Consider the following 14,810-nt stretch of genomic DNA (forward strand, 5'->3'; position numbering starts at 1 on the left):
CTTCGTCGTTCCGGGGTGACGGGACCGCGCAAGCGCGGCCCGGAGAACCCGGAACCTCGAGATTCTCAGGTGCGCAATTGCGCACCATAGTTCGGTCCTGCGGACCGCCCCGGAATGACAGGACGAGGGGAAACGTACATGCCCGTACCGCAACACGTCTTCGAGCCACCGTTCAACATCATCCGCTCCAGCCACGTCGTGCTGGACGTCACCGACCTGAAGCTGAGTCGCTCGTTCTACGAGACCACCGTCGGCCTGCATGTCGAGGACGCCGACGACAAGGTCGTGTACCTGCGCGCCGCCGAGGAGCATCAGCATCATTCGCTGGTGCTGCGCAAGGCAGCCGTGCCCGCCTGCAACAGGCTCGGCTTCAAGGTCGGCAACGACAAAGATCTCGACAAGGCGGCCGCGTTCCTGTCCGAGCACGGCCTCAGCTACGCCTTCGCCGATCAGCCGTTCCAGGGCCGCACGCTGCAGTTCACCGATCCCTTCGGCTTCCAGATCGAGCTCTATGCATCGATGGATCGCCGACCGCATTTGCTGCGCCGCTACGACCTCTACCGGGGTTGCCATCCGCAACGGCTCGACCATTTCAACGTGTTCGCTGCCGAAGTGCAGGACACGATGGAGTTCTACGCCCGGCTCGGCTTCCGCCTCACCGAATATGCCGAGGAGGACGGCCCGAACGGGCGCATCGCCGCGGCCTGGATGCATCGCAAAGGCAATGTCCACGATTTTGCCATCACCAACGGCAAGGGCCCGCGGCTGCACCATTTCGCCTATTGGACGCCGACGGCGATGAACATCATTCATCTCTGCGACGTCATGGCCTCGCAAGGGTTCGTGAAGAACATCGAGCGCGGCCCGGGACGTCACGGCATCTCGAACGCGTTCTTCCTCTATGTCCGCGACCCCGACGGCCACCGCCTCGAGCTCTACACCAGCGATTATTTCACCGGCGATCACGACCATGAGCCGCTGCGCTGGTCGTTGCGCGATCCGCGCCGCCAGACGCTGTGGGGCGCGCCTGCCCCGCGCTCCTGGTTCGAGCAAGGCTCGCCCTTTACGGGCCAGGCAGTGCGCGAGCCGAGATTCGTGGCCGACGTGCTGGTGGCGGATTGATGATACTCCCCCGCCTCGCCACCTATTCCGTCAAGGGTGCAACCCGCTATGGTGCCGTCGTGGACGGCGGCATCATCGATCTGTCGGCGCGTTACGCTAAGGACTATCCGACCCTGCGCGAGGTGATCGCGGCCGGCAAGCTCGTGAGCCTCGCCGAGGAGGCCACCGGCCGCACGCCCGATCACGCGCTCGCCGACATCACCTGGCTGCCGCCGGTGCCCGCGCCGGAAAAGATCATCTGCATCGGCGTCAACTATCCCGACCGTAACGCCGAATACAGGGACGGCCAGGACGCGCCGAAATATCCCAGCATGTTCATGCGGAGCCCACGCTCCTTCGTCGGCCACGACACGCCGCTGGTCCGCCCGCGTGCTTCCGCGCAGCTCGACTATGAGGGCGAGATCGTGCTGGTGATCGGCAAGCAGGGCCGGCACATTCCAGAAAGCGCCGCGCTCGACCACATCGCGGCGCTGACGCTGTGCAACGAGGGCTCGGTGCGCGACTGGCTGCGTCATGCCAAGTTCAACGTCACCCAGGGCAAGAACTTTGACTCCAGCGGCAGTCTCGGCCCGTGGCTCGTGCCCTACACATCGGAATCGCAGATTGCGGACATTCGTCTCACCACGCATGTCAACGGCGAGCTCAGGCAGGACGATCGCACCAGCCGGTTGATGTTTCCGTTCCGCTATCTCATGAACTATATCTCGACCTTCGCAACCCTCGTCCCCGGCGATATCATCGTCACGGGCACGCCGACCGGAGCGGGCGCGCGGTTCGATCCGCCGCGATACCTGAAGCCCGGCGACGTCGTCGAGATCGCGGCCGAGGGCATCGGCGCTCTACGCAACGGCATCATCGACGAAGCCTGACCAACAACCAAAGTGGAATAGTGCAATGACCACCCTCACCGGCGGCGAAGCGATCGTAAGCGGGCTCGTCGCCCATGGCGTCGACACCGTGTTCGGCCTGCCTGGCGCGCAAGTCTACGGCCTGTTCGACGCGTTTCATCAGGCCCAGCTCAAGGTGATCGGCGCGCGGCATGAGCAGGCCTGCGGCTACATGGCATTCGGCTATGCGCGCTCGAGCGGCCGACCCGGCGTGTTCAGCGTGGTGCCAGGCCCCGGCGTGCTCAATGCCAGCGCGGCTCTGCTCACCGCGTTCGGCTGCAACGAGCCGGTGCTGTGCGTCACCGGCCAGGTGCCGACGCCGTTCCTGGGCAAGGGCCGCGGCCATCTGCACGAGATGCCGGACCAGCTCGCGACCTTGCGCACCTATGTGAAATGGGCCGAGCGCATCGAATATCCCGGCAACGCGCCGACGGTCGTCGCGCGCGCGTTCCAGGAGATGATGTCGGGACGGCGCGGTCCCGCCTCGGTCGAGATGCCCTGGGACGTTTTCACCCAGCGCGCGAATACGGCAGCTGCCCAGGTGCTGGAGCCGCTGCCCGCGCCGCAACCCGATCCTGATACGATCAAGCAGGCGGCCGCGCTCATCAAGGCGGGCAAGTCGCCGATGATCTTCGTCGGCAGCGGCGCGATCGACGCGCGCGAGGAGATCCTCGAGCTTGCCGAGATGATCGATGCGCCCGTGGTCGCCTTCCGCAGCGGCCGCGGCATCGTCTCCAACGCGCACGAGCTCGGCCTTACCATGGCGGCGGCCTACAGATTGTGGCCGACAACCGATTTGATGATCGCGATCGGCACGCGCGCGGAGCTGCCGGCATCCGGTTTCCGCTGGCCCTGTCAACCGAGCGGCCTGAAATCCATTCGTATCGACATCGATCCGGCCGAGATGCGCCGGCTCGCCGCCGATGTCGGGATTGTCGCCGATGCGAAGGCCGGCACCGCCGATCTCGTCGCCGCCGTGAAGAAGGTCGGCTATGCCAAGGGCCGCGGCCGGCGCGGAGACATCCGCGAAGCCACTGCGGCGGCGCAATCAGAGATCCAGCGCATCCAGCCGCAGATGGCCTATCTCGACATCCTGCGCGAGGTGCTGCCGCACAACGCGATCGTCACCGATGAACTGTCGCAGGTCGGCTTCGCCTCCTGGTACGGCTTCCCGGTGTACCAGCCGCGCACCTTCATCACCTCGGGCTACCAGGGCACGCTCGGCTCGGGCTTTCCGACCGCCCTCGGCGCCAAGGTCGCCAACCCCGACAAGCCGGTGGTGGCGATCACCGGCGACGGCGGCTTCATGTTCGGCGTGCAGGAGCTTGCCACCGCCGTGCAGTTCAACATCGGCGTGGTGACGCTCGTGTTCAACAACAACGCCTATGGCAATGTCCGACGCGACCAGCGCGAACGCTTCGACGGCCGCGTGGTGGCGTCGGACCTCGTCAATCCGGATTTCGTCAAGCTCGCGGAGTCCTTTGGCGTGGCCGCAGCACGCGTGACCGCGCCCGATCAGTTCAAGGCGGCGATGGAGAAGGCGCTCAGCCATGGCGGGCCGTATCTGATCTCGGTCGAGGTGACCAGGGATTCGGAGGTGAGCCCGTGGGCGTTCATTCATCCGCCGAAGCCTTAGTGTCGTTCCGGGGCGATGCGCACCATAGTTCGCGCTAGCGCGCGCCACCGGAACGACGGGTCCCTAGCGCGTCCTGCGAAATGTCAGATTGATCCGCTTCCTTCCCAGCAGCGGATGCTCGCCATCGGCGAGCGGCGCGACGCCGTGATAGGCGAGCCTGCAGGCCCCGCCCCAGACCACGACATCGCCATGAACTAGTCGGAAGCGGCGCGGCTTGTCGGCGCGCGCGAGGCCGCCGAACAGGAAGGTCGCGGGCAGGCCGAGCGAGACCGAGACGATCGGCGCGGAATAATCCAGCTCGTCCTTGTCCTGATGCAACGACAGCCGCGTGCCGGGCTCGTAGCGATTGACGAGGCAGGCATCGGGCGCAAAGCCGGCAAAGCCGCCCTGCTCCGCCGCGCGGCGGGCGAGATCGCAAAACACCGGCGGCATCGCCGGCCAAGGCGCGCCGGTGCGCGGATCGATGGGATCGTAACGATAGCCGGTGTGATCGGTGATCCAGCCGCGCTCGCCGCAATTGGTCATCGCCACCGACATCTGATAGCCGCCGGGCGTGGTCATCCGGCGGAACGGCGATTGCGCGACGATGGCCCGCACCGCATCGACCAGCTCGCTCTCGATCGGCTTGACGAAGCCGCGCAGCAGCACGGCACCGTCCGCGATCTGCTCGCGTGAGCGCTGCGCCTCGGCGACATTGTCGAACAGATCACCCGTCAATCGCAGCGCTCATTTGGCATCGTGGAAGATCACACCCAGCGTGTGGCGACGGCCGGACCTGATACGGCTGACGCCATGGCGGAGATTAACGCGGTAGGTGCCGCGTGTCCCCTGCACCGGGCGGTGATGCACAGCGAAGGCGACCGCATCACCCTGCGCGAGCGGCACCACCTCGACGCGGGACTGCATGCGCGGGCGCTGCTCGGTCAGCACGAACTCGCCACCGGTGAAATCGCGTCCGGGCTCCGAGAGCAGGATCGCGACCTGGAGCGGGAACACGTGCTCACCATAGAGGTCCTGGTGCAGGCAGTTGTAGTCGCCAGCCTCATATTGCAGCAGCAGCGGCGTCGGCCGCGCCTGCCCTGCCTCGTGACAGCGCTTCAGGAATGCCGCATGCGCTGTGGGATAGCGGATGTCGATCCCCATCGCCTCGTTCCAGCGATTGGCGACGGATTGGAGATGCGCATAGAGCGCCGGGCGCAGCTGCGCGATCAGCTCGGGCAGCGGATAGGAGAAATATTTGTACTCGCCGCGACCGAAGCCGTGGCTGCTCATGACGATGCGGCTGCGGAAGTGCGTATCGTCCGGATAGAGTTCGGCCATGGCGCGGCATAGGTCCGACGTCAGCAGGTTCTTCAGGACGGCGCAGCCTTGGGAGTCGAGCTCCGCGGTGATTTGCGGCCAATCCAGTGCGTCGATCTGCCCGGCGAGGTCAATGGAGGGAGAATGGGACGATTTGCGTGCGGTTGCTGTCATGGCTGCGACTCTCGCAATACGACGCCCCCACGGCCACCCGATTTCCGATGACTATCCCCCGCCATTGCGAGGAGCCCTTGCGACGAAGCAATCTAGAGTCCCTGCTCGGAACCAGCCTGCATTGCTTCGCTCGCAACGACGGCGGGGAGAGATCAGCCCCTCACCGGCAGCGTCACCACGTCGTAGCCGTGCTTGATCGTGCGCTTCAGCACGGGATCTTCAATCTCGAAATCGAAGCGGTCGGCAGGGCGGATGCCGCCTTTGGCGGCGAAGGTGCCGCCGAACATGGCGCAGCCATCGGGCAGCTTCCCGCCATCAAAGCCGCGCGCGATGAGGTCGGCGACCGGGAGCATCGCATCCAGCGTGCCCTCTTGGTAGAGCACGCGCTCGCCTTTGATCGTGGCGTAGGAGCGCAGGATCATCTTGTCCCAATGACCGATGACGTCCTCGAGCTCCCACAGCGTCGAGGCGATCGGCTTGTCGCACATCTGCTTGGAGACCGTGACGCTATAGGCCTCGACCTTGCGGTCGGTGTGATCGGAGCCGCAGCCGACGAAGATGCGGCCCTGCCAGCCGATCAGCACGAACTCGACCTCGCCGCTGGAATCGCCGCCGCTGCATTCGATGCGGTCTTCCTGGGTCAGCCGCCGCGCCGAGGCGCGGTAGTAGATCGGCGTGGAGGCCGGCGGGGCGATGCCCATCTCCTGTAGCTCGGCGATGTGCTTGTCGCGCGCGACCGGATCGCGGCCGGTCCAGCCGGCGATGACCATCTGGTCGATCGCCAAGGTCAGCGGCGTGGTGGTGTCCTGGGCGTCGATGGTGAAAGTGAGGTCAAACACGAATGACGGCCTCCATGCCGGCGGCAAGTTCAAAGATACGGCGATCCGAGCCGCCCGCGCCCGCCAGCATCAGGCCGACCGGGACGTCGCCCGCGCGATGACAGGGCAGCGAGATGGCGCAGCCGTCGATCATGTTGATCAGGGTGCAATTGCGCAGCGCGCGCAGGTTCTGAGTGGTGAAGGCCTTGTCGTCGGCGAGATCGGAAATCTTCGGCGGCGTGTTGGCGGTGGTCGGCAGCACCAGAGCGTCATAGGGCGCAATGCGCGCATTGACGCGCGCGATCAGCGAGCGGCGCTCGTTGAGGAGATCGATGTAGTCGGCCGCGCTCTGCGCCTCGCCGCGCATGATGCGCACCGACACGCGAGGATCGTAGACGTCGCCCTTGGACGTGATGAGATAGCGGTGCCAGGCATAGCTCTCGGAGGCAGCGAAGCCGCCCTTGGCGTTCATCGGGCCGATGTCGTGGAATTCGGACATCTCGATGCGCTCGATGGCGGCGCCATGGTCGGCAAGCGTCTTCAGCGCGCGCTCAAAGGTCTCGGAGACCTCCGCATCGAGATCATCGAGCGCGATCGTGGTGGGCACCGCCAGCCGCATGCCCTTTACGGGCCGCGGCTTCAGCGCGACGATGGGCTCGTTCGCGAGCACGGCATCGAGTATGGCACAGCAGCTGACCGATCGCGCCAGCGGCCCGATGCTGTCGAGCGAGAACGACAGCGGCACGGTGCCATCGAGCGGCACGCGCCGCTGCGTCGGCTTGTAACCGACGATGCCGTTGAAGGCGGCTGGAATGCGGCAGGAGCCGCCGGTGTCGGTACCGAGCGCGCCATGCGCCATGCCGTCGAGCACGGAGACCGCCGCGCCGGAGGAGGAGCCGCCGGGCACGTGACCTTCGGCCCGGTTCCAGGCGCCCTTCGGCGTGCCGTAATGCGGATTGATACCGATGCCGGAATAGGCGAACTCGGTCATGTTGGTGCGGCCGATCAGCACGAAGCCGGCCTTGCGCAGCCGCGATACCGTGGCCGCGTCCTGCTCGGCCGCCGGGGAATCGTCGAGCGCGCGGGAGCCGGCGCGCGTCACCTGGCCCTTGATGTCGAAGAGGTCCTTGATCGAGATCGGGATGCCGGCATAGCGCGACGGCGCCGCCTTGACCTTGCGCAGGGCATCCATGGCATCGGCGGTGGTCAGCGCCGCGTCCTTATCGACATGGATGAAGGTGCGGCGGCCCTCACCGGCGGGGTCGGCGATCTTGGCGAGGCATGCCTCGACCAGCTTGCGGGCGGTGGTGCGGCCGCTTTCGAGGTCTTCGGCGAGCTTCGCCAGTGTCGGAAAATCGGGCATGTCTGTCTCACGGAATATTTCGCGCGCAATCTATAGCGCTGGCTCGGTTCGACACAAGCATTGTGCGCATGATGGCATGCATGCGCATTGCTGGACCGTTGACGCACGATGGTCGATTGTCGCATCAAGATCGAAACAGGCGGGCGTGAAGCCTGCCCTTGGGAGGGCGTTCCGAATGGCCGAACCGCAGCGCGCGCGACCGAAACCGACGCCGGAGACCCAGCATTTCTGGGACGGCACGAAAGCCGGCGAATTGCGCCTGCAGCGCTGCGATGCCTGCGCGCATGTCTACTTCCCGCCGCGCCCGTTCTGCCCCTCCTGCGCCTCGCGCAAGGTCAGCATCTTCAAGGCGAGCGGCAAGGGCTTCCTCTACAGCTACGTGATCAACCATCGCCCCGCCGCGCCGGGCTTCACGCCGCCTTACGCCATCGCGGTGGTCGAACTCGACGAAGGCCCGCGGATGATGAGCAACATCATCGATTGCCCGCAGACGCCTGAGGCACTCGAGCTCGACATGAAGCTCGAGGTCGCTTTCGAGGCACTCGACGACAAGATCACCCTCCCCGTGTTCCGTCCGGTGAAGGGGTAAGTCATGCGCAGGAACCAGGTTGCCGTCGTCGGCGCGGCCGAGACGACCGAGCTCGGTGTCATCCCCAACGCCTCGCAGCTCCAGCTCCATGCGGATGCGGCGCTCAATGCCATTGCCGACGCCGGGCTGAAGCTGTCCGACATCGACGGCTTTGCCACCACGGTCGAAACACCGCAGCAGGTCTGCCACTATCTCGGCATCAAGCCGACCTGGGTGGACGGCACCTCGGTCGGCGGCTGCTCTTTCATGCTGCACGTCCGCCATGCGGCGGCGGCGATCGAGGCGGGCCTGTGCAAGACGGTGCTGATCACCCATGCCGAGAGCGGCAAGTCGATGATCGGCAAGCTGCCGCGCTCGATTCCCGCAGACAGCCTGCAGGGCCAGTTCGAAGCGCCCTATGGCGTCTACGGCCCGCCGAGCATGTTCCCAATTCCCGTGCTGCGCTTCATGAAGACCTACGGCATCACGCATGAGCAGCTTGCTTCGGTGGCGGTGGTGCAGCGGGAATGGGCGGCGAAGAATCCGCGCGCGATGATGAAGGACCCGATCACGGTCGCCGATGTGCTCAACTCGCGTATGATCGCCTATCCGTTCCGGCTGCTGCAATGCTGCCTCGTCACCGACGGCGGCGGCGCGCTGATCCTGACCTCGGCCGACCGTGCCAGGGATTTTCCAACGAAGCCCGTCTACATCATGGGCACGGGCGAGAGCGTGGAAACGCCGATGGTCAGCCAGATGGAGACGTTCAACTCCTCGCGCGCGTTCAAAGTTGCGGGCCCGCTGGCCTTCAAGGAGGCCGGCATCACACACAAGGACGTCGATCACCTCATGATCTACGATGCCTTTGCGCATCTGCCGCTGTTCGGCCTCGGCGATCTCGGCTTCATGCCGTACGAGGAGACCGGGAAGTTCATCGCCGACGGCAACACGCGGCCGGGCGGGAAACTGCCCCTCAACACCAATGGCGGCGGTTTGAGCTACATGCATTCCGGCATGTACGGCATGTACGCGCTTCAGGAGAGCGTGCGCCAGATGCGCGGGATAGCACCGGCGCAGGTGCCGAATGCGAAGATTTCGGTGTGCCATGGCGTCGGCGGCATGTTCGCGGCATCAGGCACGATCGTGTTCACGAACGAGAGGTAAGCGGCTCGGACAACATTTGCTCGTCATTGCCGGGCTTGACCCGGCAATCCATCCTCTTCTGAAGATGGATGCGCGGGTCACGCCCGCGCATGACGAGCTTGGTTAGCTGCGGCCGCGACGGCAACATAGAGAGGCTAGCATGACGAAATCACTGCAAGACAAGGTCATCATCGTCACCGGCGCAGGCCGCGGCATCGGGCGCGAGATCGCGCTGCTGTGTGCTGCCGAAGGCGCCAAGGTCGTGGTCAACGATCCCGGCGGGGCCGCCGACGGCGCCGGCTCGAACGCCGCGCCCGCCGAGGAAGTGGTCGAGGAGATCAAGAAGCGCGGCGGCAGCGCGGTCGCCAATTTCGAAAGCGTCGCGGAAGCGATCCCCGCCAGCAAGATCGTGAAGACCGCGACCGATCATTTCGGCCGGCTCGACGGCGTCGTCAACAATGCCGGCATCCTGCGCGACATGATCTTCCACAAGATGAGCGTGGAAGCGTTCGAGGCCGTCATCAAGGTGCACCTGATGGGCTCGTTCTACGTCAGCCACGCTGCGGCGCGGATCTTCCGCGAGCAGGAGTCGGGCTCCTTCGTGCATTTCACCTCGACCTCCGGCCTGATCGGCAACTTTGGACAAGCGAATTACGCCGCGGCCAAGCTCGGCATCGTGGGGCTGTCGAAGTCGATCGCGCTCGACATGGGCCGCTTCAACGTCCGCTCCAACTGCGTCTCGCCATTCGCCTGGACGCGCATGATCGGCACCATCCCGACCGAGACCGAGGCGGAGAAGGCGCGGGTCGAGAAGATCAAGCAGATGGGACCGGAGAAGATCGCGCCGCTCTGCGGCTATCTGCTCGGCGATTCCGCCAAGGACGTCACCGGCCAGATCTTCGGCGTGCGCATGAACGAGATCTTCCTGTTCAGCCAGAACCGCCCGATCCGCTCGGTGCAGCGGAGCGAAGGCTGGACGCCGCAATCCATCGCGGAACACGGCATGCCGGCGCTGAAGGGCTCGTTCTACAAGCTCGACCGCTCCGCCGACATCTTTACTTGGGATCCCGTCTAGCCGCATTTCCGGCATTCCTGCCCTGCGATCTTCGGTTGTCTCGGCCGGAGATCGCCCCGGTTTACGCCTGAATGCGGGCGAATGGTGTCCTCCCAACGAAACTTTGGGAGGAAACCATGACAAGAATACTGACCAACCCCAACGACACAACGGCCAGCAGCGGTCTCGACCGCCGCACCCTGCTGCAAGGTGCGGCGACACTCGCTGCATCGACCTTGCTCGCCTCCAACGCCGACGCCCGCGACTTCGGGGCCAACGCCGAGCCGCAGCGCTATCCCGACCCAGACATCGTCGTCATCGACCCCAAACGCTTCAAGGCCAAGGTCGGCAACACCGCGATCAAGCGGCTCTATACCGGCTGCCTCTGGGCGGAGGGGCCGGCGTGGAACGCGCAAGGCCAATATCTCGTCTGGAGCGACATCCCGGCCAACCGGCAGCTGCGCTATCTCGACGACGACGGCCACATCTCCGAGCAGTTCCACAAGCCGTCGAACGAGGCCAACGGCAATTCATTCGACACCGAGGGACGTCAGATCAGTGCCGAGCGCACCCGCCTTGTCCGCTACGAGCATGACGGTTCGGTGACAGCGCTGGCCGAGCAGGCAAACGGCAAGCCGCTCAACGGCCCGAACGACATGGTCGTGCATCCCAACGACAAAGCAATCTGGTTCACCGATCCCGGCTACGGCGCGATCAGCATCTACGAGGGCAAGCTCGCCAACACAGGCTCGGTTCAGCCACACCAGAAGGAAGCCGTCTATCGCCTCGACACGCAAACTGGCCAACTGGCGAAAGTCGCGGACGAGCCGTTCAAGCCGAACGGCATCGCCTTCTCCCACGACTACAAGAAGCTCTATGTCTGCGACACCGGCATCACGCATTATCCGCAGGCCGAGAATGTGGTATGGTCCTACGACATCGACGGGACGAAGCTGTCGAACCCGAAGAAGCTGATCGACATGAAGCTCGAGGGCAAGTCGGGCTTCCCGGACGGATTGCGCGTCGACACCGAAGGCAACATCTGGGTCGGCGCGGGCTGGGTCGGGCCGGGCTACGACGGCGTGCAGGTGTTCGCGCCGAACGACGGCGCGCGCATCGGCCAGATCCTGCTGCCGGAGACCTGCGCCAATGTCTGCTTCGGCGGCAAGAAGCGCAACCGCCTGTTCATGACCGCGAGCCAGTCGCTCTATGCGGTCTATGTGGAGACGCAGGGGGCGCATTTCTGTTGAATGCCCGGCACTCTGTTCGTCATGCCCGGGCTTGACCCGGGCATCCATGCCTGTCCCGTGGTTGCAGAGGCACGTGGATGGCCGGGTCAAGCCCGGCCATGACGAGCGAGGGTGTGGCGGGCTGCCTCGCCCTACCCCGTATTCCGCAACCCCGCCGAGATTCCGTTGATCGTCAGCTGAATCCCGCGCAGCACCTGCTCGTCGGGATTCTGCGCGCGGTGCTCTTTCAAGAGCTCGACCTGCACGTGGTTGAGCGGATCGAGATAGGGGAAACGGTGCCGCACCGAGCGCTCCAGCAGCGGATTGCCTTGCAGCAAGCGGTCCTGCCCCATGATGTCGAGCAGCGTCTCGATGCAGGAATGCCACTCGCGGCGGATGCGGCCGAAGATCTTCTCGCGCAAGGCTTCGTCCGGCACGAGCTCGGCATAGCGCGAGGCGATCGCGATCGAGCTCTTCGCCAGCACCATGTCCATGTTCGAGAGCAGCATGCGGAAGAACGGCCATTCCGTGTAGAGTTCTTTCAGGAACGGCATGCCCTTGTCGGGATGCTCCGCAATCCACTGCTCCACGGCGCTGCCGAAGCCGTACCAGCCCGGCAGCATCAGGCGGCATTGCGCCCAGGAGAACACCCACGGGATCGCGCGCAGATCCTCGATCGCGCGGGTCTTCTTGCGCGAGGCCGGGCGGCTGCCGATGTTCAGCGTTGCGATCTCGTTGATGACCGTGGAAGCCCAGAAGTAATCGACAAAGCCCTCGGTCTCGTAGACGAGGCCGCGATAGGCCTTGAAGGCGAGGTTCGACAATTCATCCATCGCAGTCAGGTATTCGCGGCGAGGCGCGCTCTGGCGCGGATGCAGCAGACTTGCTTCGAGCGTTGCCGCGGCGAGGATCTCCAGATTGTTGCGTCCGACCTCGGCGTTGGAATATTTCGACGAGATGATTTCGCCCTGCTCGGTGATGCGGATCTGGCCGTTCACGGCGCCGCCCGGCTGCGCGATGATGGCGTCATAGCTCGGCCCACCGCCTCGGCCGACCGAGCCGCCGCGGCCATGGAAGAGACGCAGCCGCACATGATGGCGCTCGAATACCTCGACGAGGCCGATCTCGGCCTTGTAGAGCTCCCAGCCCGAAGTTACGAAGCCGCCGTCCTTGTTCGAGTCGGAATAGCCGAGCATCACCTCCTGCACGCTGCCGCGGCTGTCGACGAGGCGGCGGTAATCGTGCAGCGACAGCATGCGGTCCATGATGCCGCTCGAGGCCTGCAGATCCTCGATGGTCTCGAACAGCGGCACGATGTTGATGGCGCTGCGCCCTGAAGGATGGACCAGGCCCACTTCCTTCAGGAGCACGGCGACCTCGAGCATGTCGGACATGCCCTTGCACATCGAGATGATGCATTGGGGAATGGCATCCGAGCCGAATTTCGCATGCGCTTCCGCGGCGGCATGGAAGACGTTGAGCTCGCCCATGGTCTCGTCGCTGTACTTGACGAAGGGCGACACCAGCGCGCGCGTCGAGCGCAATTCATTGGTGAGCAGCGAGATGCGCGCGTCCTCGCCGAGCGCGAGATAGGACATGCCGGGGTTGGCGGCGTCCATCAGCTCGGCAATGGTGCGCTCGTGCACTGCCGAGTTCTGGCGGATGTCGAGCCGCGCCAGATGGAAGCCGAAGCAGTCCACCGCGCGCCGCAAATGCCGCAACCGGCCGCGGGCGATAACGCGCGCGTTGTTGGAGATCAGCGAGCGATGCAGCACGTCGAGATCGGCCTGCAGCTCCCTGACACTCTCGTATGGCGCCGCTTTGCCGACCGGCCGGCGCGTGATCTCGACCTCGAGCTTTTCGGCCGTCGCGGTCAGGCGCGCATAGATGCCGGAAACCGCAAGGCGATAAGGCTCGCCGCTCCGGTGCGGCGAGGTGTCCGGCGAGCGCTCCGCCAAGGTGCGCAGCTCCTCGGAGACGTCGGCGAGATGCGCCGCGATCGACAGCTCCGAGCCGAGCACGTGCAACTCGTTCAGATAGAACTGCATCACCCGGCTCGACTGCAGCCGCAGCGTGCCGCGCATCACGTCGGCGGTGACGAAGGGATTGCCGTCGCGGTCGCCGCCGATCCAGCTGCCCATGCGCAGGAACGAGGCGAGCTCGCTCGCAGCCTGTTCGCCGCGCTCGTCCAGCCGGTCCTCCAGCGCGTTGATCAGGCGTGGCACCTCGCGCAGGAAAGTGTAGTCGTAGAACGACAGGCCGTTGGCGACCTCATCGAGCACGGTGAGCTTGGTCCGGCGCAAGAGATTGGTCTGCCACAGCGTCAGCACCTCGCGGCGGAGCTGCTCGTCGCTGGCGTCGGCCTCCTCCGCTGTCATGGCGACCCGCTCGCGGCGGTCGAGCAGGGCTGCGATCTCCATCTCGCGGTCCATGGTGCTCTTGCGGCGGACCTCAGTCGGGTGCGCGGTCAGCACCGGGCTGACCAGCGCGGTCTTGAAGAAGTTGCGCAGCTGGTCAGGGCCGATGCCGGCGTCCCTGGCATGGGCGAGCGTTTCCGCCAGCACGCCGGAGCCGCCACTCCTGGCGGCGCTGCGCGCGCGCATCTGGCGAATGTTGTTCTGGTCCTCGGCGATGTTGGCAAGGTGCGAGAAATAGCTGAAGGCACGGACGATCCGCACCGTCTCGGAGATCGACATGCTATCGAGAATCTGCTCGAGCTCGCGGCGGGCGAGCCGGTCCTCATCGCGGTGAAAACGGATCGAGGTCTGCCTGATACGCTCGACCAGGTCGAATACGTCGGCCCCTTCCTGGTCGCGGACGGTGTCGCCGAGGATGCGCCCGAGCAGGCGGATGTCGTCCCGCAGCCGCGCATCGGCCTCCATCGCCTGGACGTCCTCAGGGCGATTGGGGCGATGCTCAGTGGGGTCGGATGGTACGGTCTGGAGGGACATGGCTCGCTCCCCTTCAAGCGCTCTCTTGAAGAGCTGGCTCGGCTCCCCGGTCGGGAGGAGTGTGCGCTATTTTTCTACCGCAGTGCAAGGTGAAGTTGGGGGCGGTGCACACTGCCGGCGAGGCTCGCGTCCCGGACGCGCTGCAACGCCCTTGGCGTTGCGGGCGTTGCGGCGCAGAGCCGGGACCAGGAGCCGAAGAGCACATCGCCGCATTCTGGGCCCCGGCTCTGCAGTGCATCACGCCGCACCGGACGATGCCTTGCATCGCCGGGGGCGCGCTGCGCTGCGTCCGGGGCACAAGAAAACAATCAGTCTTTCAACAAGCATGTCTTCGCGGTCTCGTGGCGCGCTCCGCCCGAGCTCTGCTGACCGTTTCGCCCTCATCGAGAAGAAAGGGCGCAGGGAAGGCCGGGCGCCGGCTGGCACCCAGGGTCCGCACGCGAGAAACGCACGCGTGTTGACCACAGGTGATGCCGGGCTCCCGGCCTTCCCTGCGCAATGGTTTTACGGCTTATGGCGCGCTCTTTTCCCTGCACGTGGTGTACTGACAAAGCGAGGGTCTCGGC

Annotated in this window: 12 protein-coding genes; 7 read left to right on the forward strand and 5 right to left on the reverse strand. The window is 65.3% G+C overall.

Translation table 11 applies throughout. The features are described 5' to 3' along the window. Window positions 1-138: 138 nt before the first annotated feature. The 3 genes from hpaD to P6U27_RS24140 are packed head-to-tail and all read left to right on the forward strand — an operon-like array spanning window position 139 to window position 3,645. A complete protein-coding gene (hpaD, locus tag P6U27_RS24130) occupies window positions 139-1,122 on the forward strand; it encodes a 3,4-dihydroxyphenylacetate 2,3-dioxygenase (protein WP_122404232.1) in 984 nt (327 codons plus the stop codon). Beyond that, entirely contained in the window at window positions 1,122-1,991 is an 870-nt protein-coding gene (locus tag P6U27_RS24135; RefSeq protein WP_122404233.1) for a fumarylacetoacetate hydrolase family protein, read from the forward strand. Before hpaD ends, P6U27_RS24135 begins: the two co-directional genes overlap by 1 nt. A gap of 25 nt (window positions 1,992-2,016) precedes the next feature. Then, on the forward strand, window positions 2,017-3,645 hold the full coding sequence (locus P6U27_RS24140) for a thiamine pyrophosphate-dependent enzyme (protein ID WP_209294347.1): 1,629 nt from the start codon (window positions 2,017-2,019) through the stop codon (window positions 3,643-3,645). A gap of 63 nt (window positions 3,646-3,708) precedes the next feature. Here the strand turns inward: P6U27_RS24140 and alkB are convergent, their stop codons facing one another. From alkB to P6U27_RS24160, 4 genes are all read right to left on the reverse strand, one after another. Next, a complete protein-coding gene (gene alkB / locus P6U27_RS24145; RefSeq protein ID WP_122404235.1) occupies window positions 3,709-4,362 on the reverse strand; it encodes a DNA oxidative demethylase AlkB in 654 nt (217 codons plus the stop codon). 9 nt (window positions 4,363-4,371) lie between these two features. After that, the gene (locus P6U27_RS24150; protein ID WP_209294348.1) at window positions 4,372-5,118 is read right to left on the reverse strand and encodes a 2OG-Fe(II) oxygenase; all 747 of its coding nucleotides are present in this window, start codon (window positions 5,116-5,118) and stop codon (window positions 4,372-4,374) included. 152 nt (window positions 5,119-5,270) lie between these two features. Next, the gene (locus P6U27_RS24155) at window positions 5,271-5,957 is read right to left on the reverse strand and encodes a DUF2848 domain-containing protein (protein ID WP_122404237.1); all 687 of its coding nucleotides are present in this window, start codon (window positions 5,955-5,957) and stop codon (window positions 5,271-5,273) included. Then, complete coding sequence (locus tag P6U27_RS24160; RefSeq protein WP_122404238.1) at window positions 5,950-7,299, reverse strand: amidase; 1,350 nt, start codon at window positions 7,297-7,299, stop codon at window positions 5,950-5,952. The genes P6U27_RS24155 and P6U27_RS24160 overlap by 8 nt, the downstream gene beginning before the upstream one ends. A 175-nt stretch (window positions 7,300-7,474) precedes the next feature. On the opposite strand from P6U27_RS24160, the gene P6U27_RS24165 reads away from it, so the two are divergent. The 4 genes from P6U27_RS24165 (at window position 7,475) to P6U27_RS24180 (ending at window position 11,314) form a co-directional block, all read left to right on the forward strand. Beyond that, window positions 7,475-7,888, forward strand: a complete 414-nt coding sequence (locus P6U27_RS24165; RefSeq protein ID WP_122404239.1) for a Zn-ribbon domain-containing OB-fold protein — start codon at window positions 7,475-7,477, stop codon at window positions 7,886-7,888. A 3-nt stretch (window positions 7,889-7,891) separates the two neighbouring features. After that, window positions 7,892-9,031, forward strand: coding sequence for a thiolase C-terminal domain-containing protein (locus P6U27_RS24170; RefSeq protein ID WP_407192720.1), 1,140 nt, complete (start codon window positions 7,892-7,894; stop codon window positions 9,029-9,031). Between the two features lie 139 nt (window positions 9,032-9,170). Then, a complete protein-coding gene (locus P6U27_RS24175; protein WP_122404241.1) occupies window positions 9,171-10,085 on the forward strand; it encodes an SDR family NAD(P)-dependent oxidoreductase in 915 nt (304 codons plus the stop codon). 116 nt (window positions 10,086-10,201) lie between these two features. After that, window positions 10,202-11,314 carry an SMP-30/gluconolactonase/LRE family protein gene (locus P6U27_RS24180; RefSeq protein WP_209294349.1) on the forward strand — a complete coding sequence of 371 codons (1,113 nt, stop codon included), beginning with the start codon at window positions 10,202-10,204 and terminating at the stop codon, window positions 11,312-11,314. A gap of 131 nt (window positions 11,315-11,445) precedes the next feature. On the opposite strand, the gene ppc is transcribed toward P6U27_RS24180, so the two are convergent. After that, window positions 11,446-14,244 (reverse strand): phosphoenolpyruvate carboxylase, encoded by a 2,799-nt coding sequence (gene ppc / locus P6U27_RS24185; RefSeq protein WP_122404243.1) that lies wholly within the window; start codon window positions 14,242-14,244, stop codon window positions 11,446-11,448. Between the last annotated feature and the right edge of the window lie 566 nt (window positions 14,245-14,810).

The sequence above is a fragment of the Bradyrhizobium sp. STM 3566 genome (genome assembly GCF_045571445.1).
In the GTDB taxonomy this organism is placed as follows: domain Bacteria; phylum Pseudomonadota; class Alphaproteobacteria; order Rhizobiales; family Xanthobacteraceae; genus Bradyrhizobium; species Bradyrhizobium vignae.

Bases quoted from the DNA above. Each gene is read 5' to 3' on its own strand.
- ppc (WP_122404243.1), bottom strand. From the start codon at position 14,244: ATGTCCCTCCAGACCGTACCATCCGACCCCACTGAGCATCGCCCCAAT.
- P6U27_RS24140 (WP_209294347.1), top strand. From the start codon at position 2,017: ATGACCACCCTCACCGGCGGCGAAGCGATCGTAAGCGGGCTCGTCGCC.
- P6U27_RS24135 (WP_122404233.1), top strand. From the start codon at position 1,122: ATGATACTCCCCCGCCTCGCCACCTATTCCGTCAAGGGTGCAACCCGC.
- P6U27_RS24160 (WP_122404238.1), bottom strand. From the start codon at position 7,299: ATGCCCGATTTTCCGACACTGGCGAAGCTCGCCGAAGACCTCGAAAGC.
- P6U27_RS24170 (WP_407192720.1), top strand. From the start codon at position 7,892: ATGCGCAGGAACCAGGTTGCCGTCGTCGGCGCGGCCGAGACGACCGAG.
- hpaD (WP_122404232.1), top strand. From the start codon at position 139: ATGCCCGTACCGCAACACGTCTTCGAGCCACCGTTCAACATCATCCGC.
- P6U27_RS24180 (WP_209294349.1), top strand. From the start codon at position 10,202: ATGACAAGAATACTGACCAACCCCAACGACACAACGGCCAGCAGCGGT.
- P6U27_RS24175 (WP_122404241.1), top strand. From the start codon at position 9,171: ATGACGAAATCACTGCAAGACAAGGTCATCATCGTCACCGGCGCAGGC.
- P6U27_RS24150 (WP_209294348.1), bottom strand. From the start codon at position 5,118: ATGACAGCAACCGCACGCAAATCGTCCCATTCTCCCTCCATTGACCTC.
- P6U27_RS24165 (WP_122404239.1), top strand. From the start codon at position 7,475: ATGGCCGAACCGCAGCGCGCGCGACCGAAACCGACGCCGGAGACCCAG.